At 73.0% G+C, this 22,478-nt stretch carries 21 protein-coding genes and 2 pseudogenes; 12 read left to right on the plus strand and 11 right to left on the minus strand.

The window, feature by feature from the left end; translation table 11 throughout:
* Positions 1-429: 429 nt before the first annotated feature.
* The 4 genes and pseudogenes from ACIPXC_RS22345 to ACIPXC_RS22360 all read left to right on the plus strand — a co-directional run.
* Positions 430-706: pseudogene (locus ACIPXC_RS22345) on the plus strand (hypothetical protein); the annotation flags it as partial.
* Complete coding sequence (locus tag ACIPXC_RS22350; RefSeq protein ID WP_401620939.1) at positions 703-1,179, plus strand: GNAT family N-acetyltransferase; 477 nt, start codon at positions 703-705, stop codon at positions 1,177-1,179. The pseudogene ACIPXC_RS22345 and the gene ACIPXC_RS22350, both read left to right, overlap by 4 nt.
* Positions 1,180-1,554: 375 nt before the next feature.
* Entirely contained in the window at positions 1,555-2,229 is a 675-nt protein-coding gene (locus ACIPXC_RS22355; protein WP_401620942.1) for a pentapeptide repeat-containing protein, read from the plus strand.
* Positions 2,230-2,368: 139 nt separating this feature from the next.
* A pseudogene (locus tag ACIPXC_RS22360) lies at positions 2,369-3,358 on the plus strand (glycosyl hydrolase); the annotation flags it as partial.
* A gap of 63 nt (positions 3,359-3,421) precedes the next feature.
* Here the strand turns inward: ACIPXC_RS22360 and ACIPXC_RS22365 are convergent.
* The 3 genes from ACIPXC_RS22365 to ACIPXC_RS22375 are packed head-to-tail and all read right to left on the minus strand — an operon-like array spanning position 3,422 to position 5,764.
* Positions 3,422-3,925: a hypothetical protein gene (locus tag ACIPXC_RS22365; RefSeq protein ID WP_401620945.1), complete on the minus strand. Its 504-nt coding sequence runs from the start codon at positions 3,923-3,925 to the stop codon at positions 3,422-3,424.
* A gap of 55 nt (positions 3,926-3,980) precedes the next feature.
* The gene (locus ACIPXC_RS22370) at positions 3,981-4,604 is read right to left on the minus strand and encodes a response regulator (protein ID WP_401620947.1); all 624 of its coding nucleotides are present in this window, start codon (positions 4,602-4,604) and stop codon (positions 3,981-3,983) included.
* Positions 4,601-5,764, minus strand: a complete 1,164-nt coding sequence (locus tag ACIPXC_RS22375) for a sensor histidine kinase (protein WP_401620950.1) — start codon at positions 5,762-5,764, stop codon at positions 4,601-4,603. Before ACIPXC_RS22375 ends, ACIPXC_RS22370 begins: the two co-directional genes overlap by 4 nt.
* Positions 5,765-6,147: 383 nt before the next feature.
* Here ACIPXC_RS22375 and ACIPXC_RS22380 point away from each other — a divergent pair, with 383 nt between their 5' ends.
* A complete protein-coding gene (locus ACIPXC_RS22380) occupies positions 6,148-6,708 on the plus strand; it encodes a heme-binding protein (RefSeq protein WP_401620952.1) in 561 nt (186 codons plus the stop codon).
* Between the two features lie 32 nt (positions 6,709-6,740).
* The gene (locus tag ACIPXC_RS22385) at positions 6,741-8,153 is read left to right on the plus strand and encodes a M1 family metallopeptidase (RefSeq protein ID WP_401620955.1); all 1,413 of its coding nucleotides are present in this window, start codon (positions 6,741-6,743) and stop codon (positions 8,151-8,153) included.
* A gap of 23 nt (positions 8,154-8,176) precedes the next feature.
* On the opposite strand, the gene ACIPXC_RS22390 is transcribed toward ACIPXC_RS22385, so the two are convergent.
* Entirely contained in the window at positions 8,177-8,701 is a 525-nt protein-coding gene (locus ACIPXC_RS22390; RefSeq protein WP_401620958.1) for a GNAT family N-acetyltransferase, read from the minus strand.
* 94 nt (positions 8,702-8,795) lie between these two features.
* The gene (locus ACIPXC_RS22395) at positions 8,796-9,371 is read right to left on the minus strand and encodes a TerD family protein (RefSeq protein ID WP_401620960.1); all 576 of its coding nucleotides are present in this window, start codon (positions 9,369-9,371) and stop codon (positions 8,796-8,798) included.
* A gap of 157 nt (positions 9,372-9,528) precedes the next feature.
* On the opposite strand from ACIPXC_RS22395, the gene arfB reads away from it, so the two are divergent.
* Positions 9,529-9,954 carry an alternative ribosome rescue aminoacyl-tRNA hydrolase ArfB gene (arfB, locus tag ACIPXC_RS22400; protein ID WP_045323070.1) on the plus strand — a complete coding sequence of 142 codons (426 nt, stop codon included), beginning with the start codon at positions 9,529-9,531 and terminating at the stop codon, positions 9,952-9,954.
* A gap of 236 nt (positions 9,955-10,190) precedes the next feature.
* Here arfB and ACIPXC_RS22405 read toward each other — a convergent pair whose 3' ends face one another.
* Positions 10,191-10,757, minus strand: a complete 567-nt coding sequence (locus tag ACIPXC_RS22405; protein ID WP_401620964.1) for a flavin reductase family protein — start codon at positions 10,755-10,757, stop codon at positions 10,191-10,193.
* A 301-nt stretch (positions 10,758-11,058) separates the two neighbouring features.
* Here ACIPXC_RS22405 and cdgB point away from each other — a divergent pair, with 301 nt between their 5' ends.
* Together cdgB and ACIPXC_RS22415 are read left to right on the plus strand one after the other, a co-directional pair.
* Entirely contained in the window at positions 11,059-12,789 is a 1,731-nt protein-coding gene (cdgB, locus tag ACIPXC_RS22410; RefSeq protein WP_401620967.1) for a diguanylate cyclase CdgB, read from the plus strand.
* A 68-nt stretch (positions 12,790-12,857) separates the two neighbouring features.
* Positions 12,858-13,892, plus strand: coding sequence for a CBM35 domain-containing protein (locus ACIPXC_RS22415; protein ID WP_401620970.1), 1,035 nt, complete (start codon positions 12,858-12,860; stop codon positions 13,890-13,892).
* A gap of 198 nt (positions 13,893-14,090) precedes the next feature.
* Here the strand turns inward: ACIPXC_RS22415 and ACIPXC_RS22420 are convergent, their stop codons facing one another.
* From ACIPXC_RS22420 to ACIPXC_RS22430, 3 genes are all read right to left on the minus strand, one after another.
* A complete protein-coding gene (locus ACIPXC_RS22420; protein ID WP_401620973.1) occupies positions 14,091-15,011 on the minus strand; it encodes a 1-phosphofructokinase family hexose kinase in 921 nt (306 codons plus the stop codon).
* Positions 15,012-15,134: 123 nt separating this feature from the next.
* Positions 15,135-16,298, minus strand: coding sequence for an N-acetylglucosamine-6-phosphate deacetylase (gene nagA, locus ACIPXC_RS22425; RefSeq protein WP_401620975.1), 1,164 nt, complete (start codon positions 16,296-16,298; stop codon positions 15,135-15,137).
* Positions 16,298-17,230, minus strand: a complete 933-nt coding sequence (locus tag ACIPXC_RS22430) for an ROK family protein (protein ID WP_401621173.1) — start codon at positions 17,228-17,230, stop codon at positions 16,298-16,300. The genes nagA and ACIPXC_RS22430 overlap by 1 nt, the downstream gene beginning before the upstream one ends.
* A 176-nt stretch (positions 17,231-17,406) precedes the next feature.
* On the opposite strand from ACIPXC_RS22430, the gene ACIPXC_RS22435 reads away from it, so the two are divergent.
* The 3 genes from ACIPXC_RS22435 to otsB all read left to right on the plus strand — a co-directional run bounded on the left by ACIPXC_RS22435 (position 17,407) and on the right by otsB (position 19,945).
* On the plus strand, positions 17,407-18,705 hold the full coding sequence (locus ACIPXC_RS22435; RefSeq protein WP_401620978.1) for an extracellular solute-binding protein: 1,299 nt from the start codon (positions 17,407-17,409) through the stop codon (positions 18,703-18,705).
* A 97-nt stretch (positions 18,706-18,802) separates the two neighbouring features.
* On the plus strand, positions 18,803-19,039 hold the full coding sequence (locus ACIPXC_RS22440) for a DUF3263 domain-containing protein (protein ID WP_030031449.1): 237 nt from the start codon (positions 18,803-18,805) through the stop codon (positions 19,037-19,039).
* 39 nt (positions 19,040-19,078) lie between these two features.
* Entirely contained in the window at positions 19,079-19,945 is an 867-nt protein-coding gene (otsB, locus tag ACIPXC_RS22445; protein WP_401620981.1) for a trehalose-phosphatase, read from the plus strand.
* Positions 19,946-20,063: 118 nt separating this feature from the next.
* On the opposite strand, the gene ACIPXC_RS22450 is transcribed toward otsB, so the two are convergent.
* Together ACIPXC_RS22450 and ACIPXC_RS22455 are read right to left on the minus strand one after the other, a co-directional pair.
* On the minus strand, positions 20,064-21,422 hold the full coding sequence (locus ACIPXC_RS22450) for a trehalose-6-phosphate synthase (protein ID WP_401620984.1): 1,359 nt from the start codon (positions 21,420-21,422) through the stop codon (positions 20,064-20,066).
* A 46-nt stretch (positions 21,423-21,468) separates the two neighbouring features.
* Positions 21,469-22,446 (minus strand): glucosyl-3-phosphoglycerate synthase, encoded by a 978-nt coding sequence (locus ACIPXC_RS22455; protein WP_401621175.1) that lies wholly within the window; start codon positions 22,444-22,446, stop codon positions 21,469-21,471.
* Between the last annotated feature and the right edge of the window lie 32 nt (positions 22,447-22,478).

Genomic DNA, 22,478 nt, shown 5'->3' on the forward strand with positions numbered 1-22,478 from the left:
GAGGCGCGACCTGGGCCGCCTGGCCGTGATGTGCAGTCCGCGCCGAGCCGAGGAGACCCTCCTGCGGGGCACCGCCCCACACCCACACACCCCCGCCCCGCGACACCACCGCTCAGGACACCGCCGAGTCCTGCGCAGCAACCCCGCAGGGGCGCCGCCGAGCAACGGCACACCTCCGCCCCGCGACACCGCTGCTCAGGGCATCGCCGAGTCCTGCGCAGCAACCCCGCAGGGGCGCCGCCGAGCAGCCGCACACCTCCGCCCCGCGACACCGCTGCTCAGGGCATCGCCGAGTCCTGCGCAGCAACCCCGCAGGGGCGCCGCCGAGCAACGGCACACCCCTGCCCCGCGACACCGCCGAGCAACCCCGCAGGGGCGTCGGCACCGGGTTCGGGCGAAGCCGGAGCTGGACCGCCGAGCAACCCCGCTGACGGCGGTACCCGCACCGGCCGGGTTGCGGGGGAGCCCGGGGACCGGTTGTGGCACTGGGACCTGCACTACGGGAACGTCCTGGCCGGCGACCCGGGGTTCGATCTGCTGACGGAGGCCGCCGGGCTGGACCGGGAGCGGGCGCGGGGCATGGACGCTGGGCCGGGTGCTGCAGAACTGCCTGTGGGACGTGGAGGACGGCGAAGAGCGGCTGGACGAGGAGCAGTTGGCGGTGGCGGATGTGCTGCTGGGGGTGCCCTCTAGGCTGCGGGGATGATCCGTAGGGCTGAAGTCACCGATGTTCCTGTCGTCTGCGAGATGATCCGCGAGCTCGCCGAGTACGAGAGGGTGCCGCACGAGGCGCGCGCCACCGAGGAGCAGTTGCGGGAGGCGCTGTTCGGGGAGCGGCCGGCGGTGTTCGCGCACGTCGCGGAGACGGAGGACGGGGAGGTCGTCGGATTCGCGGTGTGGTTCCTCTCCTTCTCGACGTGGCGCGGGGTGCACGGGATCCACCTGGAGGACCTGTACGTACGTCCGGGCGTGCGCGGTGGTGGTCATGGCAAGGCGCTGTTGCGGGAGTTGGCGCGTACGTGCGTCGAGCGCGGCTACGAGCGGCTGGAGTGGTCGGTCCTCGACTGGAATTCGCCTGCCATCGACTTCTACCGATCGGTCGGGGCCGTGTCGATGGACGAGTGGACCGTGAACCGTCTGACGGACGACGCGCTCCGTAAGCTGGCCGGGGCGGGGTAGTCGCCGGACGCCCGTCCGCGATCTTCAGGCAGGCGCCGAACGGTGTCCGGTCCGGGCGGCCCCGTGCCGCGTGGGTCTCGTACGGGATGGCGTGGCCCCACGTGGCGTCCCGGACCTGGCACGCGCGGGCCGCGTCGGGCATCCGTCGTCGCCGGAGTCGCCGTGCCCTTGCCGTTCCCCTCCTACCGGCGGACAGGTCCCGAGCAAAACGGAGCGAGGGCGGGCTCCCTGCCCGGCGTCCTGAACCGGTACGCGCCGACGAACGCCTGCTACGAGGCCCTGGGCGCCCGGCCGTGGGGGAGTGGTCGGCGTCGGTCAGGTCGGGGTCAAGGGCCGGACCGGGCTGGTGCCGGTGCTGTCGGCCACGATGGGGGCATGGTGCGAAACGGGCGGCAGCAGTCGGTGAAGGCGGCGCGCAGGCCGGAGCTCAGGCTCCCGGACCTGGCGCCCTGGGAAGGGCGGGAGCTGGAGGCGGACGGGGATTACGACGGGTTGGAGTTCGCGGACCTGGACCTGGCGGGGCAGGAGGGGGCCGGGGCCCGGTTCATGGACTGCGCGGTGCGGCGCTGCGCGCTGGACGAGGCCGGGCTGGCGAAGGCGCGGATCCTGGATTCGGTGCTGGAGGGGGTCCGTGGGGTGGGGACCGACCTGTCGGGGGCGTCACTGCGGGACGTGGAGCTGGTGGACGCCCGCCTGGGCGGGGTGCAGCTGCACGGGGCGGGGCTGGAGCGGGTGGTGGTCCGGGGCGGCAAGATCGATTACCTGAACCTGCGGAAGGCGCGGCTGCGGGACGTGGTCTTCGAGGGGTGCGTGCTGGTGGAGCCGGACTTCGGGGGTGCGGTGCTGGAGCGGGTGGAGTTCCGGGACTGCGCGCTGCGCGGGGTGGACTTCTCGGGGGTGCGGATGGCGGATGTGGACCTGCGGGAGGCCGCCTTGCTGGAGATCGCGCGGGGGGTGGATGCGCTGGCCGGGGCGGTGATCAGTCCGGCGCAGCTGTTCGATCTCGCTCCGGCGCTGGCCCTTCAGCTGGGGGTGCGGGTGGTTCCGTAGGGGGCCGGTGCGGCGCCGTTGCCTCCCGGGGCCGGAGTGTGTGCGGCGTGTGGCGAATGGCCGAGTCCGGGGGTGGTCGGGCGGGCGGGTGCTTAACGTGCTGGCAGACACACCGGTGCACGAGGCCTGTGGAGGTGTCATGTCCCATCGGGGTCGCCGGCTGTGGGGCGCCTGTGCCGGTGCGGTCGCCGTCGCCCTGCTCGTCATGGGGGGTGTTCTCGACACACGGCCGCCGCGGGCGGGGGCCGGGGGCGGTGCGGGGAGCGAGGCCGCGGGGACGGCCGTGGGTGCCTATCTCCACTACGGCTCGCCCGGCGTCGAGCGGATGGCCGAGCTCTCGCGCTGGCTCGGAGGTACCGAGTTGCGCGCCGGGCACACCTATCTGCCCGGCGACACGTGGGCGAACATCGAGGGTGCGCCGGATTCCCTGCGCAGCTGGGCGCGCTGGCGGCGGGAGCGGGCCGATCGGCTGTTCGTCCTGAACGTGCCCATGCAGGAGCGCAACGAGGCCGGTGTGCCCGACGGCCGGGTCGCCGAGTTGATCCGCGCCGGGGCCAGGGGTGCGAACGACGAGCATTTCCGGCGGCTGGCCGGGCGGCTGGTCGACCTCGGGGTGCCGGACACGGTGATCGTGCTGGGGTGGGAGATGAACGGCTTCAACTACACCCACCGCTGCCGTCCCGACCCGGAGAACTGGAGGGCGTACTGGCGGCGCATCGTGGCGGCCATGCGTTCGGTGGAGGGGCAGCGGTTCCGGTTCGACTACGCCCCGAACCGCGGGGGTGACGCGATCGCCTGGACGAGCTGCTATCCCGGTGACGACGTGGTGGACGTCGTCGGCATGGACTCCTACGACCAGGAGCCCGGCCGTACCTTCGACGAGCAGGTCCGCCAGCCCTACGGGCTCCAGCAGCAGGTGGATTTCGCGAAGGCGCACGGCAAGCGGATCTCGTACCCCGAATGGGGGCTGTTCCGGCACGGGGACAATCCGGCGTACGTACGGGGGATGCTGGCCTGGTTCGCCGAGCACCGGCCGCTGTACCACAGCATCACGGACTACTGTCCGCACGGTGTGTGGCAGTGCGCGCAGAACCCGCGCTCCTCGGCGGTGTTCCGGGAGTTCCTGTCGGGCGGACGGCGGACGGCGGACGGCGGGCACCGGACGGCGCTGACCGGCGCCGACCGGTCGCGGTTACGCCGGGACGCGCGGGAAGCGGGCCTGGAGGGTCCAGACGGCCGGGTTGTCGGCGAGGCCGTCGTGCATGTCGATCAGGTCGGCGAGCAGGTCGTGCAGGAAGTCGCGGGCCTCGCGGCGCAGCAGCCGGTGGCTGAAGGTCAGCGGAGCCTCCTCGGCGGGCATCCAGTCGGCCTCGACGTCGACCCAGCCGAAGCGGCGCTCGAAGAGCATGCGGTCCGTGGACTCGGTGAAGTCGAGTTCGGCGTACTGCCGGTTGGCGGAGCGGCTGCCGCGCGGGTCCTGGTCGAGCTGTTCGACGATGTCGCACAGCGCCCAGGCGAAGTCCAGTACGGGCACCCATCCCCAGGCTGTGGACACTTCCCGGTCCGAGGCGGTGTCGGCGAGGTACACGTCCCCGCAGAACAGGTCGTGCCGCAGGGTGTGGACGTCCGCCGAGCGGTAGTCGGTCTGCGGGGGGTCGGGGAAGCGCCGGGAGAGGGAGTAGCCGATGTCGAGCACGTACCCGATGGTGTCACGGGTCCCGCCGGCTCCCCACCCCCGGCGTCGGGACAGGTCAGGAGGGGAGGAGGCGCTGCTCCTTCGCGACGGAGACGGCGCCCGCGCGGGTGTCGACGCCGAGCTTGTCGTAGATACGCCCCAGGTGGGTCTTGACGGTGGCCTCGCTGATGAACAGGGCACGGGCGATGTCACGGTTGCCGAGGCCGCGGGCCAGCTGGCCGAGGATGTCCAGCTCGCGGTCGGTGAGGGTGGGGCGGGCGCCGCGCATGTGGGCCATGACGCGGCTGGCGACGGGTGCCGAGAGGGTGGTGCGGCCCTGGGCGGCCGAGTGGATCGCGGCGAACAGCTCCTCGGGGCGTTCCGCCTTCAGGAGGTAGCCGGTGGCGCCGGCGCCGATCGCCCGGGTGATGTCCGCGTCCGTGTCGTAGGTGGTGAGGACCAGGACGTGCGGGGGCCGGGGGAGCGCGGTGATGCGGCGGGTGGCCTCGACGCCGTCGATGCCCTCGCCGAGCTGGAGGTCCATGAGGACCACGTCGGGGTGCAGTTTGGCGGCCAGGGCGACGGCCTCCTCGCCGCTGCCCGCCTCGCCGAGGACCTCGATGTCGGGTTCGCTGCCGAGGAGGGCGAGGAGTCCGGCGCGGACCACCACGTGGTCGTCGCAGAGCAGGATCGTCGTCATGGAGCGGGCTCCAGGGGGATGGCCGCGGAGAGGACGGTGCCCTCGCCCGGCGTGGATTCGATGGTCAGGGTGCCGCCCAGCTGGTGGACGCGGGCCCGTATCGCCGGGAGGCCGTGGCCGCGCCCGTCGACGTCGGCGCGGGGTTCGGTGAAGCCGTGGCCGTCGTCGGCGACGTCGAGCACCACCTGGTCCCCGAGGAAGCTCAGGGTGAGGGCGGCCGTGCGGGCGCCGGAGTGCTCCCGGACGTTGGCGAGGGCGCCCTGGGCTATGCGCAGCAGGGCGGACTGGACGCGGTCCGCGAGGGGGGTGGGGGCGCCTTCGAGGTGGAAGCGGACCTCGATGCCGGGCCCGGCGTCGAGGGCGCGCAGCGCGTCGGCGAGGCCGGCGCCGTCGGCGAGCTCGGACGGGGCCAGGTCGTGGACCAGCCGCCGGGCTTCGGCGAGGCCGTGTGCGGCGATGTCGGTGGCGGTACGGACGTGGGCGCGGGCGGTGGCCGGGTCGGTGTCCCAGGTGCGGTCGGCGGCCTGGAGGAGCATCTGCTGGCTGGACAGGTTCTGGGCGAGGGTGTCGTGGATCTCCATGGACAGCCGCTGGCGTTCGGCGAGGGTGCCTTCGCGGCGTTCGGTGGCGGCCAGTTCCCGGCGGGTCCGGATCAGGTCGTCGATCAGGGCCCGCTGGGCCCGGGCCTGGCGTTCCATGTGGACGAAGACGGCGGTGGCGAGGGCGGCGACGGCGGGCGGGGCCAGCAGCAGGTTGGGGTCGAAGGACGGGGACAGCTGCATCTGGGCGGTTACGACGAAGGCGGTGAGGAGGGCCACCAGGACGATCGCGGCGCGTGGCGGGAGGGTGCGCAGGGACGTGAAGAAGAGCGGTACGGCGCACCAGGCGAAGCTCGGCGCGAGGACGACGAGGACCACCCAGGTGGTGACGACCAGGCCGAGCCAGAGGAGGCGGCGGCGGGTGGGGGCGGCGCCGAGCACGGGGCCGAGCACGTAGAGCAGGGCCAGGGTGACGCTGAGGGCGATGACCCACGGGGTGCGGGGTTCGCCGGGGTGGCGGAGCAGGAAGCGGGCCACGGAGGCGCCGAGGAGCAGGAAGAAGGCGGTGTGGGCGACCGTCGCGAGGGTTCGTGTGTCGTCGCGCGGCGGTGCGGGGGTCACGGGGTGCTCCTCGGTCGGGGCGTGCGTCCATTGTCGGCCGCCTTTGCCTGCGGCGCGGTTGCCGGGTGCGGCGCCGCCCGGGGGCGCTGCACCCGGGCCCCGCGCCTCAATCGCCGGCGAGGCTGGATTTGCCCGGCCTGGGCCGTAGCGAGGGCGGCGCTGCGGGCATCCGCACAGGCCGATCGTTCCCGCGCCGGTGGCCAAGCGCATCGGCCGATCGGCTGACCCCGGGGTCAGCCGGTGCGGTGGGCGGGGCGAGCCGGTACGGGGACGGGGTGGAGGGGGACCGGGGCACAGGCTTGGAGCAGTGAAGGAGCCGGTCCGCCCGGCCCGGACCGAACGATCCGAAGCCGTCACCGCGGCACCCGTTCTCAGGAGCAGAGATGAAGACCCGCACCCGCGTTCTCACCGGTACCGTCCTGGCCGTCGCCCTGGGCGCCGGAACCTTCGGTGCCGTGAGCGCCAGCGCGAGCCCCGCCGGCACCGCCGCCCAGGCCGTCGCCGTTTCGGGGAAGAAGGACGGCCCGAGCGACAAGAACCTCACCACGACGACCCACCTGACCGTCGACGCCGCCACCCGCGCCGCCCAGGCCGCGCTCCGGGCAGCGGCGGCGGAGAACCAGAAGGTGTCCGTCGCGGTGGTGGACCGCAACGGCAACACCATCGTGACCCTGCGCGGCGACGGCGCGGGCCCGCAGTCCTACGAGTCGGCCGAGCGCAAGGCCTTCACCGCCGTGTCCTGGAACGCGCCGACCTCGGTGCTCGTGGGCCGGCTGGCCCAGGCCCCGAACCTGAAGGACATCCCCGGCACCCTCTTCCTCGGTGGCGGCACCCCGGTCCAGGTGAACGGTGCTCCCGTCGCAGGTATCGGCGTGGCGGGCGCCCCGAGCGGTGACCTGGACGAGAAGTTCGCCAAGGCCGGCGTGGACGCGCTGGGCAAGTAGGACGGGCCCTTTGCCCGCTTAGGATCGGGTGTGTGGAACACCGCGCACTTCCCCGCCTCGCCGCTCCCGCCGTAGCCGCCCTGCTCGCCGTCACCACGGCGTGCACGGGAGGCACGGTGCAGGGGCGGCCGGGTGCGTCGGGGCTGCGCGACCCGTACTTCCCGAAGGCCGGCAACGGCGGCTACCAGGTCGAGCACTACGCGCTGGAGCTGGACTACGACCCGGCCGACGGGGTGCTGCACGGCAGGGCGGTCATCACCGCGCGCGCCGAACAGGGGCTCAGTTCCTTCAACCTCGACCTGAGCGGCCTGCACGTCGAGGGCGTGGACGTCGACGGCGAGGGGGCCCGGTTCAACCGGACCGGCAACGAGCTGACCGTGCGCCCGGCCGACGACGTGAAGAAGGGCCGGGTCTTCCGTACGGAGGTCGTCTACCGCGGCAGGCCGAAGGCCCTCACGGACGCGGACGGCTCCCGGGAGGGCTGGATCACCGGTGAGGCCGGTGCGGTCGGCGTCGGCGAGCCGGTCGGGTCGATGACCTGGTTCCCCGGCAACCACCACCCGAGCGACAAGGCCGCGTACGACATCACGATCAGGGTCCCGCGCGGCTACGAGGCGGTGTCCAACGGGGAGTTGCGCTCGCGTACCGAAGGTGCCGACGGGCGGACGGAGTTCGCGTGGCACAACCCGGAGCCGATGGCCAGCTACCTGGCGACCGCCGTGGTGGGCCCGTACAAGGTGACGACCGGGCGGACGCCTTCGGGGGTGGCCGTCTACAACGCGGTGTCGCCCGAGGAGGCGGCCGCGAGCGAGCGGACGCTGGCGCGGCTGCCGGAGATGGTGGAGTGGGGCATCGGCCGGTTCGGCCCCTACCCGTTCGGTACGGCGGGTGCGGTCGTGCTGCCCTCCGGGACGCTCGCCTACGCGCTGGAGACGCAGACCAAGCCGGTGTATCCGGGTGCGCCCGGGGACGAGTCGCTGGTGCTGCACGAGCTGGCCCACCAGTGGTTCGGCAATTCGGTGTCGCCGAAGAGCTGGAAGGACATGTGGCTCAACGAGGGCTTCGCGACCTACGCCGAGTGGCTGTGGGACGAGGACCACGGCGGGCCGACGGCGCAGGAGCACTTCGACGCGCTGCTGGCCGGTGACACGGACGTCGACGAGGCCGCCGACTCCGGGTGGGAGGCCTTCCCGCCGGCCGATCCGCCCGGGCCGGAGGACATCTCCGCGAGCCCGGTGTACCAGCGCGGCGCGATGGTCCTGCAGCGGATCCGGCAGGAGGTCGGCGACGAGAGGTTCTTCGCCCTGCTGCGCGGCTGGGCGGCCGACCACCGGCACGGGAACGCGAGTACGGCCGACTTCACCGCCTACGCGCGGGAGCGGACGGGCCACGACCTGAAGAAGGTCTGGGACGTCTGGCTGTACGGGACGGCCCGCCCGAAGTAGGCCCCGTGGCGGCCCGGGCCCTGCTACGCGGGGCCGAGTGGTTTGCGCAGCACTGTGCAGTCGCGGCCCATGCCGAGGTCCTTGGCGCGGCGCATCTCGGAGTACCCCTGGGACCGCCAGAAGGCCAGGCCCTCGGGGTTGTTGTCCAGTACGGCGATCTGCACCCCGGTGCGTCCGGCGGCGCGGAAGCGGTCCTCGACCAGGGTGGCCACGGCGCGGCCGTGTCCCTCGCGGTGTGCGGTGGCGTCGATGAGCAGCAGGCCGATCCAGGGGTCGTCGTCGCCGGGGGCCGCGGCCGGGTTGTGGGCGAGGGTGGCGGCGAGGCCGACGAGGCGGCCGGCGCTGCGGGCGAGGAGGATCTCCGCGCCGTCGTGGGCGAGTTCGTCGGCGAGGGCGACCGCGACCTGTTCGACCGTGATGCGGTTCGGGTCGGGGAAGTCGCCGCTGAGTTCGAAGAAGGCGTGGTTGGTCGAGTAGAGGGCGGCGATCTCGGTCAGGACCGGCCCGGGGAGGGCGCCGTCCACGGGGACCAGCGGTTGGAGGATCACCTGCGGAACGGTAGCGAAGCCCCCTCCCCGGACGGCCGGGAGGGGGCTTCGCCCGCTTCGGGGTCCGTCAGCGGCAGCTGCGGACCCGGCGGTCTCAGACGTTGACGCCGAAGTCCTGGGCGATGCCGGTGAGGCCGGAGGCGTAGCCCTGGCCGACCGCGCGGAACTTCCACTCCGTGCCGTTGCGGTAGAGCTCGCCGAAGACCATGGCGGTCTCGGTCGCCGCGTCCTCGGAGAGGTCGTAGCGGGCGATCTCGGCGCCGCCGGCCTGGTTCACGACGCGGATGTAGGCGTTGCGGACCTGGCCGAAGTTCTGGCTGCGGCTCTCGGCGTCGTAGATGGAGACCGGGAAGACGATCTTGTCCACGTCGGCGGGCAGGCCGGCGAGGTTGACGTTGATGGCCTCGTCGTCGCCCGCGCCCTCGCCGGTGCGGTTGTCACCGGTGTGGACGATGGTCTGGTCCGGGGTGGACTTGTTGTTGAAGAAGACGAAGTGGCCGTCGGAGACGACCTTGCCCGTGGCGTTGACCGCGATGGCCGAGGCGTCGAGGTCGAAGTCGACACCGGTCGTCGTACGGACGTCCCAGCCGAGACCGACCGTGACGGCAGCGAGGCCAGGGGCCTCCTTCGTGAGCGAGACGTTGCCGCCCTTGGACAGGCTGACAGCCATGGGAATGTCCCTTTCCTCATCCGACATGCACGTACAGGCGGTCAAAGTACCGCTGTCCTCTCTAACGCGACGAGAGGCCGGTCGGGTTCCCGGTGTGAATTCCGGGTGACGGCAAATGCGGGTGACGCGGGCCGGGCGGGCGCGGATCATAGGGGGCATGCCTGGTCCCTATGTCATCCGCGGTTCGGTCGTGCTCCCCGAGGGGGAGCTGTCCTGGCGTTTCTCGCGGTCCTCCGGGCCCGGCGGGCAGCACGTGAACACCTCGGACTCGCGCGTGGAGCTGCTGTTCGACCTGGCGGCGACCAAGGCGCTGCCCGAGGTCTGGAAGGAGCGGGCGCTGGAGCGGCTCGCGGGCCGGCTGGTGGGCGGGGTGGTGACCGTACGGGCCTCCGAGCACCGCTCGCAGCTGCGCAACCGGGAGATGGCGCTGGTCCGGCTGGCCTCGCTGCTGGCCGAGGCGACGGCGCCGCCGCCCAGGCAGCGCCGGCCGACGAAGATCCCGCGGGGGATCAACGAGCGGCGGCTGCGTGAGAAGAAGGCGCGGGCCGAGACCAAGCGGGGCCGGACCGGCCGCGACTGGTAGCCGAGCCGAGCCGGCCCGAGCCGGCCCGAGCCGAGTCGAGTCGAGCCGGCCCGGGCCGACGTGAGCCGACCAGACGCGCGCCGGCCCGCCCCCGAGCCGACCTGACGCGAGTTGAGCCGCCCCGACCCGACCCGACCCGACGCGAGCCGAGCCGGGCCGGCCGAGTCGAGCCGGCCGGGCCGAGCCGACGCGAGCCTGGCCTGGCCGGGGCTCCCGGGGCCGGGATCCGGACCGGATCAGCTCAGGTGGCGGTAGCGTCCGCGGAAGTACGTCAGCGGCGAGGAGTCCGGGGACGGCAGGGAGGCTGTCAGGACCCGGCCGATCACCAGGGTGTGGTCGCCGGCCTCGACGCGGTTCTCCGTACGGCATTCCAGGGTGGCGAGGGCGCCGCTCAGCAGCGGCGCGCCGGAGGCCTCGCCGCGTACGTGGGGGAGGTCGGCGAAGAGCAGCCGGTCGCTGATGCGGCCCTTCATGGCGAAGCGGCCGGCGATCTGGAGCTGGTGGTCGGCGAGGACGGACACCGCCCACAGCGGCTGCTGCGCCAGCAGGTCGTCCATGCGGGAGCCCTCGCGCAGGCTCACCAGCACCAGGGGCGGGTCGAGGGACACCGACAGGAAGGCGGTCGCCGTCATGCCGACGTCCTCGCCGCGCGGCCCGTCGGCCGCCAGTGGGGGCTCGTGCGCGGTGATCAGGCACACGCCCGCGGCCAGCCGGGACATCGCGGCGCGGAACTCGTCATTGCTCACCCCCTCAGCATGGGGGCTCGCGTCGGGCGGGGCGGGTACGGGGGTCGTCTTCAGCACGCTGAAACGCTAATCTCGCCCTCCCGTACGGCACATCGGGCCCTGGTCCGAGTCGCGCCCCCGCCCCTCGGCCTAGGCCCGGGCGTATCGTTTGCTCACGAGAATGAGGGGGAGCGCTCCCAGTCCGAACCGTCCCAGCACGCACCGTTATTCATCTCATGTGACTTGAGTCACAGAGGGCAAGATTTGTTGACCCTGTGTACCTGCCGCACAGCTCACTGTGATTCAGTGGACGGGACACCGCAACGAAACGCCGATGACAAACCTGGAGTTGCTGTCGAGGTCTCGGGGAGAGCGAGCAATGGAGACCGAGTCGGAGCCGTACGTCCGTCTTGCGACCCTGCGGCAGCTGCACCGGGTGGTGGCCGATCTCAACACGGCCCGCAGCCTGGCGGACACTCTGCAGACCGTCGTGGACGGCATCGTCGTGGGCCTCGGCTATGAGCTCGCCTGTGTCAACCTCGTTCGCCCCGACGGGGATCTCGTCGTCGCCGCCTTCGCCGGCGACCCCGCCGCCGAGGCCCTGATCACCGGTCGCGTCGGCTCCCGCGCCTCCTGGGAACGCCGTCTGACGATGGGTGAGTGCTGGGACGGGCTCCGCTTCATCCCGCACACCGAGGGCTGGGTCCTCCTGGAGGACGACGTCCCCCAGTGGCACACCGACGGCCCCGATCCGCGCTTCGAGGACGAGTGGCATCCCGAGGACCGGCTCTACGCCCCCATGTATGCGTCCGGCGGGGAACTTCTGGGTGTCATTTCGGTGGACAGACCGCGCAACGGCCGCCGGCCCGGCGCCTGGGGCCGCGAAGCGCTCCAGATGTACGCCTTCCAGGCGGCGATTGCGATCAGCAATGCGAGGCTCCGCGCGAACATGCAGCGCGCCCTGGTCCGGCTGGAACGCGAGCAGCAGGCGCTCCGCGCCAGTGAAGAGTCGTTCCGTCAGGCCTTCGAGTACGCGCCCAGCGGCATGGCCATCGCCGAGATGGGCGGCGACCAGCACGGCCGGCTGCTGCGCACCAACGACGCGCTGTGCCGGCTCCTCGGCCGCCCCGCCTCCGTGCTGCGCCGCTACTCCTTCTCCGACCTGGTCCACCCCGAGGACATCGGCACCCTGCTGCGCACGTCCGCCGAGGGCGGCCGGGCCGAGCTGCGCCTGGGCCGCCGGGACGGCACGTACGTATGGGTCTCGCTGCGCAACTCCGTCGTGGCCGACGCCGCCGACGGGCCCCGCTTCCTGCTCACGCACGTCGAGGACATCGAGGAGCGCAAGCGCCACGAGCTCCAGCTCGCGCACCGGGCCAGCCACGACTCGCTGACCGGCCTGCCCAACAGCGCCGAGCTGCGGGCCCGGCTCGGGGCGCGGCTGTGCCGCAGGCCGCAGTCCGCACGGGCCACCGCGATCGAGGCCCTGGACGCGGCCTACGAGGGGCGCGAGGCGCACGGCGGGCACGACGGCCACGAGGTGCGGGCGGAGGTGGGCGGCGGGGGAGAGCACGGCTTCCAGCCCGACGGCCCCGACCGGTACCCGGGGGGTGACCCCTTCGACTTCCCCGGGGCGCCGACCGCCCCGACGGACGGACCGTACGACCACCACGTGCACACGGTGGCGCCCGCGACCGACGTCGACGACGGCACGAAGGGGCTCGCGGTGCTCTTCTGCGACCTCGACGGCTTCAAGTCGATCAACGACCGGTTCGGGCACCACACGGGCGACGCGGTCCTGATCGAGGTCGCCCGACGGCTGACGACGGGTGTCAGGGACGGCGACACCGTCGCCCGGCTGGGTGGTGACGAATTCGTCGTGCTGGCGGACGGGCTCGGTGCCGCGGACGCCGCGGACCTCGCCGTCCGGCTGCGCAACGCGATCATCCCGCCGATCCGCGTGGACGGCCGCGCGGTGCGCGTCGGCGCCAGTTTCGGCATCGGCTGGGCCAGCTGCGGCATGTCGGCCGACGAGGTGCTGCGCTCGGCCGACCAGCGGATGTACATCGAGAAGAGGTCCCGCTCCAAGGCGCACCGCAGGGCCGGCTGAGGCGGTCCGCCGCCCGTGGGTGCACCTGTTCGGGGTAGGCTCCCGGGGGTCGAAAGGAGTGACCTGCGATGACGACGCCCGCGAACAACGGCCCGCACGGTGGGGCGAACAAGCCCGAGGACGATGATCCGTTCGGCTACCTCTACGAGGACGGCCAGGCGGCCGGGGCCACCCCGCCCACCTCGGGCGGCGGGTACGGCTACCCCGGCGCGTCGGCGGGCGGTCACCACGGTTCCCAGCCCGGCGTCCCCCGCACCTCGCACCACCAGGTGCGGACGGTCGGCGAGCGCAGGAACGGCGGCCAGCGCGGTCCCGTCCCCCAGCAGCACCCCGGCTACCAGGCCCAGTACCAGGCGCCCGAGGCGCTGCAGGCGGGCGGCTACGGCGTTCCGCAGCAGCCCCACTCCCCGCAGCACCAGACCCAGACGATCGGGCAGCCGGGCGGGCACGGCGGCCACGGCGGCGGCTCCTCCAGCCGTCGCGGCCTGCTGATCGCGGCCGTCGCGGTGGTCGGCGCGGTCGTCATCGGCATCGGCGCGGCCCTCGCGTTCGGCGACAAGGACAAGCCCGAGGACAAGGGCAGCGACACGGCGAGCGGCGGCCAGCAGTCGGCGGCCCCGCAGGACCCCGGCAGCAGCCCCACCCCGAGCGCCAAGCCCTCGCAGGCCCAGCTGCCGAAGGGTGAGGCGGCCGGTGCGGGCATGGTGCTGACCGGCGGTGCGAAGCTGGACAGCGTGGTGCCCGGTGCGAAGAGTTCGGGCGGTCAGTACGTCGGCGGCTTCAACCAGACCGGTGCGGCGCTCACCTGGACGGTGGAGGTTCCGGAGGCGGGCGACTACACGCTGTTCGTCAACTACGGCGTCCCCGGCAAGGACGGCAAGGCGACCCTCACGGTCAACGGGCAGACCCCGACCCAGGGGCTGAACCTGGCCAACTTCGCCAAGGCGGCCGACGGCGCCTGGGACAAGGGCTGGACGCGCACCTACGCGTGGATCACCCTCAAGAAGGGCTCGAACGCGATGAAGATCTCGTGCGAGCCCGGCAACCAGTGCGACGTGATCTTCGATCAGCTGGAGCTGGCCTCGGGCCACACCAGGCGCTGACCGCGACCCGCTGAACGCATTCTGGCCCTGCCGCACGTGCGGCAGGGCCAGAATGCGTTCAGGGCAGGTGGTCGTCAGCCGCAGTGGACCCAGCCGGTGGTCTCGCTGTGCGTACCCGGCAAGCCGGTGGAGCCGTTCCAGTAGCAGGATGTTGTGTGCGTGACACTTTGACGGACGTTCGGCCCGTGCCGGGATGCGTCAGTTGTCGCCGGTGACGCGCACGGTCTGCCGCAGTTCCTCGTAGACGGCGGGGTCGAACTCTCCCGCCACGGGGGCCAGGACCGTGGCCGCCGAGAGGGCGACCGCGCGGGTGAGGCGCTCCGGCCAGTCCAGGCCCTCCGCCAGGGCGGACAGCAGGCCGGCGACGACGGAGTCGCCGGCTCCGGTGGGGTTGCCGGACAGCGGGCGCGGCGGGGCCGCCTGCCAGGTGCCCTCGGCGGTGGCGGCCAGCAGGCCGGCCGGGCCGAGCGAGGTGACCACCGCGTGCGCGCCGCGGCGGCGGGCGTCGCGGCTCGCGGGCAGCGGGTCGCGGGAGCCGGTCAGCTCGGCCAGTTCGGCGGCGTTCGGCTTGATGATCTCGGGGCGGGCCGCGACTCCCCGGCGCAGGGCCTCGCCGCTGGTGTCCAGCAGGACGGGGACCCCGGCCGCGCGGGCCGCCCGTACGAGCACGGCGTACGCGCCCACGGGCACGCCCGGCGGGAGGCTGCCGCACAGGGCCACCGCCCGCGCTCCGGCGACCAGCTCCTCGTAGTGCGCGAGGAACCGCGACCACTCCGCGGGCGTGATGAGCGGCCCCGGCTCGTTGAACTGCGTGGTGTCGCCGGAGGCTTCGTCGACGACGGCCAGGGTGCGGCGCGAGGGGCCCTCGCAGGGGAGCAGGGCGTCCACCACTGCGGGGCACGTCGCCAGCTGCCGGCGCACGACGGAGCCGACCGGGCCGCCGGCGAAGCCCGTCGCCGTCACCTTGTGCCCGAGCGCGGTCAGCACGCGGGCGACGTTGAGTCCCTTGCCGCCGGGGCGTTCGGTGACGGCGGTGACCCGGTGCGAGGCGTGCGGAAGCAGCCGCGGCACGCGGTAGGTGACGTCGAGTGCGGTGTTGAGCGTCACGGTCAGGATCATGGGCACCCCCGGGTCTGTTGCTGCCGGGATCATGCCAAAAGCGAGGCGGTCGGCCCAGTCCTACGGGCCGAGCGCCTCGGCTGCGCCAGCCGCATGGCCGTCAGAGCGCCCTCGGACGGCCGGTCAGAGCCGCCCTCGGACGGCCGGGCTGACGATCCATTCGCCGCGCCGCATGACGCCCTTGAGGTCGAAGGCGGCGTCCAGGACGACGAGGTCCGCGTACTTGCCGGGTTCCAGCGAGCCGACCTCGTCGTACAGGCCGAGCAGCTTGGCCGGGTTGGCGGAGATCGCCTGGACCACGGACTCCACCGGCAGCTTGTCGAGGGTCACCGAGCGTTTGAAGGCGGTGTCCAGGGTGAGCGTGGAGCCGGCGATGGAGCCGCCTTCGACGAGGCGCGCCACACCGCCCTTGACCTCGACCTCCAGCGGTCCGAGGTGGTAGGTCCCGTCGCCGAAACCGGCCGCGTCCATGGCGTCGGTGATCAGCGCCACACGGTGCGCGCCCGCGTGGTGGAAGGCCAGTTCGAGGGCCGCGGGGTGCAGGTGCGTGCCGTCGTTGATGAGCTCGACCGTGATCCGCTCGTCCTCCAGGAGGGCGGCGATCGGGCCGGGTTCGCGGTGCGCGAGGGCGGGCATCGCGTTGAAGAGGTGGGTGGCGACGGTCGCGCCCGCGTCGATCGCGGCGCGCGTCTGCTCGTAACTGGCGTCGGTGTGCCCGATCGCGGCGATCACCCCGTGTTCGGCCAGCAGCCGTACGGAGTCCAGGCCGCCGGGGAGTTCGGTGGCCAGGGTGACCATGCGGGCGGCGCCGTGGGCCGCGTCGACCAGCTTGCGGACCTCGGCCGGGTCGGGGTCGCGGAGCAGGTCCTCCTTGTGGGCGCCCTTGCGGCAGGGGCTGATGAACGGCCCCTCGAAGTGGATGCCGGCGATCTCGCCCGCCTGCGTCAGCTCGGCCAGCAGCCCGGCCCGCCGGGCGAGTTCGTCGAGGTCCCCGGTGACGGTGGAGGCGACCAGGGTGGTGGTGCCGTGCGCGCGGTGGGTGCGCACGCCCTGGAGCACGTCCTCGGCGGTGCCGGAGGTGAACGAGGCGCCGCCGCCGCCGTGGTTGTGCATGTCGACGAAGCCGGGGACGATCCAGTGCCCGGTCAGGTCGACGGTCTCCGCGCCCTCGCGGGCGCTCCCGGCGATGCGGTCGCCCTCGACGATGACCCGGCCGCCCGCCACGGTTCCGGTGGGCAGCACCACCCTGGCGCCGGAGAGAACAGTGCCGTGTGCGCTTCCGGACATCAGGCCGGTACCTCCGTGGCGAGTAGGTCCCAGGCGAGCAGCCCTGCGCCCAGGCAGCCGGCGGTGTCCCCGAGGGCCGCCGGCACGATGTGGGGGAGCCGCTGGAACGTCACGCGCTCCTCCACGGCCTTCCGTAGTGGTGTGAACAAGGTTTCTCCGGCCTCGGCGAGCCCGCCACCGATGATCAGCGTGCGCGGGTCCAGCAGGGTGATCGCGGTGACCAGCCCGTCGGCGAGGGCTCCGACGGCGGCCAGCCAGACCTCGCGGGCGCGCACGTCACCGGATTCCACGGCCTTGGCGCAGTCGGCGGCGTCGGCCTCCGGGTCGCCGGAGGCCGACGCCCAGGCGCGGCTGACGGCGGCGGCGGAGGCGAGGGTCTCCAGGCAGCCACGCTGGCCGCAGCCGCAGTCGGGGCCGCCGGGGCGCACCACGATGTGTCCGATCTCGCCCGCGTACCCGTGTGCGCCCGCCTCGATGCGGCCGGCGATGCCGATGGCGCCGGCGATGCCGGTGCCGAGCGGGACGAAGAGGAAGCGGTCGGCGCCCCGGCCGGCGCCGATGCGTCCTTCGGCGAGTCCGCCCGTGCGCACGTCGTGGCCGAGGGCCACGGGGACGCCGCCGAGGCGCCCGCTGAGGAGCGCGCGCAGCGGTACGTCGCGCCAGCCGAGGTTCGCCGCGTAGACGGCGGTGCCGTGCTCGGCGTCGACGATGCCCGGGACGGCGACCCCGGCGGCCGAGGCGGGCCGTCCGAAGTGTTCCCTGCCGGTGTCGAGGAGCTCGGCGGCGAAGTCCTGGATCGTCTCGACGACGGCGTCCGGGCCCCGCTCGCGGCCGGTGGCGCGGCGCGCTTCGTGCAGCAGGGTGCCGTCCTCGGCGATGAGGGCGGCCTTCATCCCGGTGCCGCCCACATCGAGGGCGATGACGTGTTTCACGGGTTTCACAGAGACAGTCTCGCGTGCTCGGGGGCGAAAGGTCTAGTCCAATGAGGGGGATTGTTGAGTGACCATACAAATCGGGCGCCCTGGTGGGGAGCCGGATGTGGACGAGCCGCCAAAGTGGTGTAGACCTTACGTGGATCGTACGTACAACAAGGGGTGGATCGATACCTGTGAAGGGCCGTTACCAGAGCCTGGCCGTGTCCGGTGCCGCGCTGTGCCTGACCGCGGTGACGCTGACGGGCTGCGGAGCCGTCGGTGGACTCACCGGAGACAACGAGGTGACCCTGCGGGTCGTGGCGGCCGACTACGGGGACAATCCGCAGAACTCCTCGGCGGCCTACTGGAAGGGCCTCGCCGACGGCTTCGAGAAGGACCACCCCGGCATCAAGGTCGAGGTCAGCGTCTACTCGTGGTCCGAGGTCGACGCCAAGGTCGCCGGGATGGTCAAGGCCGGCAAGGCCCCCGACATCGCCCAGATCGGCGCGTACGCCGACTACGCGGCCGCCGGAAAGCTGTACTCCACGGCCGAACTGCTCTCGGTGAAGACCGAGGCCGACTTCCTCGCCCCCCTCGCCGACGCCGGCAAGGTCAAGCAGACCCAGTACGGCATGCCCTTCGTCTCCAGCACCCGGCTGCTCTTCTACAACGAGAAGCTGCTGGCGGACGCGGGCGTGATCGCCAAGGACGCCAAGGGGTGGCAGCCCAAGAGCTGGGCGGACCTGGAAGCCGCGGCGAAGAAGCTCAAGGGCGCGGGCGTGCCCACCCCCTTCGCGCTGCCGCTGGGCCGCGAGGAGGCGCAGGCCGAGACGATGATGTGGATGCTCGCGGGCGGCGGTGGCTACACCGACAACGAGGAGGGCTACGCCATCGACTCCGCCGACAACATCAAGTCGCTGGAGTTCCTGCGCGACAAGATGGTCGGCCAGGGGCTCACCGGGCCGGTCGAGCCGGGCAAGCTGGACCGCCAGGCCGCCTTCGAGGCCTTCGCCAAGGGCGAGGTCGGCATGCTCAACGGGCACCCGACGCTGATGAAGCAGGCCGAGGCCAAGGGCGTGAAGTACGGCATGGTGCCGCTGCCCACGTCCGACGGCTCCCCGCAGCCGGCGATGGGCGTCGCGGACTGGGTCATGGCCTTCAAGAACGGCCACCGCGCCGAGTCCGGCAAGTTCCTCGACTACCTCTACCAGCCGAACAACGTGACGGCCTTCACCGAGAAGTACGACCTGCTGCCCGCCACCACCAGCGGTTACCAGGCCAAGCAGGGCACCACCAGCGGTTCGGCCGTCCAGCTGAAGCCCTTCCTGGCGGCGCTGCCCGGCTCGCGGCTCTACCCCGCCGGCAAGAAGTCCTGGGCCGGCGTCAGCGAGGACATCAAGCAGAACATCGGCAAGGCCGTCCAGCCCGGCGGGCAGCCCGCCAAGGTACTGGAGGAGATCGCCACGGCGGCGCGCGCGGCGGACAAGAGCTGACAGCGGCGGACGCGGGCCGACAGCGGCGGACACGGGCCGACGCGGCCCGGCACGGGCGACGCCGCCGTCTGTCGGACGGCGGCGTTAATCTGGCGGTATGACGGACGAGGGGCAGCTGACGGCCACGGAGGCCGCGGTGCTCGCGTACGAGGGACGCACCTGGCCCGGGCCCGGAGCCAAGGAACGGGCCATACGGGAAGGACTGGGGATGACCCCCGTCCGCTACTACCAGCTGCTCAACGCCCTCATGGACGACCCGCGCGCGCTGGCCCACGCCCCCGGCACCGTCAACCGGCTGCGAAGGATCCGCGAAGCCCAGCGGGCCCGGCGATAGCCGTAGCCGTCGCCCCGCCGGGCCGTTAGGGTCGTGCGTATGGGGAGCCATCCGCACGACCTGCCGATGCCCGTCACCGCAGCCGGACGCGAGGGACTCGACGCCCTGCTCCGCGCACCCCGCCGGTCCGTGGTCGCCCTGGACTTCGACGGCACCCTCGCCGACATCGTCCCGGACCCGGACCAGGCCCGGGCACATCCCGAAGCCGTTCCCGCGCTCTCGGCCCTCGCCCCCGAGGTGGACTCGGTGGCCGTCGTCACCGGACGGCCGGCGGGTGTCGCCGTCCGCTACGGCGGTTTCGCCGGGGTCCCGGGACTGGAACACCTCGTCGTCCTCGGCCACTACGGAGCCGAACGCTGGGACGCCGTGACCGGCATGGTCCACGCCCCCGCCGAGCACCCCGGGGTGGCGGCCGTACGGGCCGAGCTGCCCGGGTTCCTGGACTCGATCGGGGCCTGGCACGGCACCTGGATCGAGGAGAAGGGCCGCGCGCTCGCCGTCCACACCCGGCGGGCCGAGGACCCGGCGGCGGCCTTCGCGGCGCTGCGGGAACCCCTGACGGACCTGGCCGCCCGGCACGGGCTGATGGTCGAGCCGGGGCGGGCCGTGCTGGAGCTGCGGCCCCCGGGCATGGACAAGGGCGTGGCCCTGACGGAATTCCTGGCGGAGCGGGACGCGGAGACGGTGCTCTACGCCGGGGACGACCTGGGCGACCTCGCCGCGTACTCGGCCGTCGAGAAGCGCAGGGCCGACGGGCAGCCGGGGCTGCTGGTGTGCAGCGGCTCGGCGGAGGTCCCCGAACTCGCCGCCCGAGCCGACCTGGTCCTCCCCGGACCGGGCGCGGTCGCCGCCTTCCTGGCCGCGCTGGCCCGGGCCCTTGGAAACGCCGGCCCCTCCGGCGTTTGAGGAGCGGGGTCCGGGGCGGAGCCCCGCAGCGGCGCCGTTGCCGGGGGCGCTGCCCGTGGACCCCCGCGCCTCACCTGCCGGCGGGGCTGAAAGAACGGGGCGGAGCCCCGGCAGGGGATCAGGCCAGAGCGGCGAGCTGGGCCTCGAACCAGGCCGCCGGCGGGAGGGCCGTGGCAGCCGCCGCCAGGCGCTTGGTGCGGTCCGCACGCTCGGCGTCCGGCATGGACAGCGCCGCGTGCAACGCCTCCGCCGTCGCCGACACGTCGTACGGATTCACCGTCAGCGCGTCCCGGCGGAGCTCCTCGTACGCCCCCGCCCCCGTGGACAGCACCACCGCGCAGCCCGCCTCCGACACCACCGGGATCTCCTTGGCCACCAGGTTCATCCCGTCCCGCACCGGGTTGATCAGCGCCACGTCCGCCATCCGGTAGACCGCCAGCGACCGCGTGAAGTCGTCCTTCACCGACACCAGCACCGGCTGCCAGTCCTCCGTGCCGAACTCCGCGTTGATCTGCGCGGCCAGCTCCGAGACGGCCGCCGTGTAGTCCCGGTACACCTTCAGGTCCTGCCGCGAGGGGTACGCCGAGGCCAGGTGCACCACGTGGCCGCGCCACTCGGGGCGGACCGTCAGCAGCTCCCGGTAGGCCAGCAGGCCCCGCAGGATGTTCTTCGACAGCTCCGTCCGGTCCACCCGGGCGATCGTCCTGCGGCCCGCGACCTCCGCCCGCAGCTGCGCCAGCTTCTCGTCCACCTCCGGCCGCCGCGCCAGCGCCCGCAGTTCGTCCGCGTCCACGCCCAGCGGATACACGGCCACGCGCCGTTCGTCGTCCGGGTGCGCGGCGCCCAGGAAGGCGTCTGCCCAGGCCCGGGTGTGGAAGCCCACCACGTCCGCCCCGAGCATTCCCCGCACCAACTGCTCCCGGACGTCGGCCGGGAGCATGTCCAGGAACTCCCGCGACGCCCACGGCGTGTGCGTGAAGTGCGCGATCCGCAGGTCCGGCCGCAGCTCCCGCAACTGCCCCGGGACCAGGGCCAGATGGTAGTCCTGCACCAGCACGCGGGCCCCCTCCGCGGCCTCCTCGGCCAGGGCGCGGGCAAAGGCCTCGTTGTACGCGGCATAACTGCCCCACCGGCGCCGGAACTCCGCGTCGAAGACCGGCTCCCGCGGCACGTCGTACAGGTGGTGGTGGGTGAACCACAGCACCGAGTTCGCGATGCCGTTGTACGCGGCGTCGTACATCGTGGGATCGATGTCCAACATCCGGACACCCGGCTCGGAGACGTCCCGGCGGACCGCCTCCCGGTCCGCGTCCGACAGCGCCGCGCAGACCCACAGCGCCCCCGGCTGCTCCGCGAGCGCCGCCGAGAGTCCGGAGACGAGACCGCCCCCGCCGCGCCGGGCGCTGAGCGTTCCCTCGTCGGAGAGGGCGTAGGAGAGCGGGCCGCGGTTCGCCGCGACGAGTACCTGAGAAGCCATGCGCGGAACCTAGCCCGGGCCGCGCTCGCTCAAACGTATGGACACCTCACGCGACGTGGCGCCGGCCGTACTCCTTCACGCCCAGCATCGGCGGCCGCTCCTCGGTGTCCACCGGGTACGTGCGCGGCACGAAGCCCTCCGGGCCCCGCTCGAACTGCGTCAGCTCCGGCCGTACGAGGTGCCCGCGCGAGAGCCGTACCTGGGCCGTGCGGTAGATCGCCGCGGCCATCCGGCCCAGTGCCTGTCCGTCCTGATGGCGGTGGATCCGCACGCCCACGTCGACCTGGGCCAGCGCGTCCAGTCCGACCGTGTGCAGCGCGTCGACCAGCAGGCCCAGCTCGACGCCGTAGCCGACGGGGAACGGCAGCCGCTCCAGCAGGGAGCGTCGTACGGCGTACTCGCCGCCCAGCGGCTGGACGAAGCCGGCCAGCTGCGGCCAGTGCAGGTTCAGCAGCGGGCGGGCGACCAGCTCGGTGACCCGTCCGCCCTGGCCGGGGGTCTTGCCGGAGGCGAGTCCGTCGAATTCCGTGCCCAGGGGGCGGTCGTACATCGCCTTGACGAACTGCACGCCGGGGTCGGTGAGCAGCGGCCCCACGATCCCGGAGACGAAGGAGGCCGAGAAGTCCCGCAGGTCCGCGTCGACGAAGCAGACGATGTCGCCGGTGGTGGCCAGCAGCGAGCGCCACAGCACCTCGCCCTTGCCGGGCAGTGCCGGGATCCTCGGCAGGATCTCGTCGCGGTGCACCACGCGGGCGCCGGCCTTCGCGGCGACCTCGGCGGTCCGGTCGGCCGAGCCCGAGTCGATCACGACCAGCTCGTCCACGAGAGGGACCGGCCGTCCCTCGATCAGCTCACGCCGGACGACCTCGACGATCGCGCCGACCGTCGCCTCCTCGTCCAGCGCGGGCAGCACCACGCTGACCGTGGTCCCGGCCGCCCGTTTGAGGTCGAGCAGCTGGTCGAGCGGTCGGTCGGCGGCGGACCAGGAGCGGTCGGCCAGCCAGCGCTCCACCTCTTCCAGCACCCTCTGCACTCCCTGCTCGTCGGCGATATGGC

The organism is Streptomyces sp. NPDC090021 (assembly GCF_044748225.1).
In the GTDB taxonomy this organism is placed as follows: Bacteria; Actinomycetota; Actinomycetes; order Streptomycetales; family Streptomycetaceae; genus Streptomyces.

Coding starts and splice junctions, on each gene's coding strand:
- ACIPXC_RS22350 (WP_401620939.1), top strand. CDS start 703: ATGATCCGTAGGGCTGAAGTCACCGATGTTCCTGTCGTCTGCGAGATG.
- ACIPXC_RS22355 (WP_401620942.1), top strand. CDS start 1,555: ATGGTGCGAAACGGGCGGCAGCAGTCGGTGAAGGCGGCGCGCAGGCCG.
- ACIPXC_RS22370 (WP_401620947.1), bottom strand. CDS start 4,604: ATGACGACGATCCTGCTCTGCGACGACCACGTGGTGGTCCGCGCCGGA.
- ACIPXC_RS22380 (WP_401620952.1), top strand. CDS start 6,148: ATGAAGACCCGCACCCGCGTTCTCACCGGTACCGTCCTGGCCGTCGCC.
- ACIPXC_RS22395 (WP_401620960.1), bottom strand. CDS start 9,371: ATGGCTGTCAGCCTGTCCAAGGGCGGCAACGTCTCGCTCACGAAGGAG.
- arfB (WP_045323070.1), top strand. CDS start 9,529: ATGCCTGGTCCCTATGTCATCCGCGGTTCGGTCGTGCTCCCCGAGGGG.
- cdgB (WP_401620967.1), top strand. CDS start 11,059: ATGGAGACCGAGTCGGAGCCGTACGTCCGTCTTGCGACCCTGCGGCAG.
- ACIPXC_RS22415 (WP_401620970.1), top strand. CDS start 12,858: ATGACGACGCCCGCGAACAACGGCCCGCACGGTGGGGCGAACAAGCCC.
- ACIPXC_RS22420 (WP_401620973.1), bottom strand. CDS start 15,011: ATGATCCTGACCGTGACGCTCAACACCGCACTCGACGTCACCTACCGC.
- nagA (WP_401620975.1), bottom strand. CDS start 16,298: ATGTCCGGAAGCGCACACGGCACTGTTCTCTCCGGCGCCAGGGTGGTG.
- ACIPXC_RS22440 (WP_030031449.1), top strand. CDS start 18,803: ATGACGGACGAGGGGCAGCTGACGGCCACGGAGGCCGCGGTGCTCGCG.
- otsB (WP_401620981.1), top strand. CDS start 19,079: ATGGGGAGCCATCCGCACGACCTGCCGATGCCCGTCACCGCAGCCGGA.
- ACIPXC_RS22450 (WP_401620984.1), bottom strand. CDS start 21,422: ATGGCTTCTCAGGTACTCGTCGCGGCGAACCGCGGCCCGCTCTCCTAC.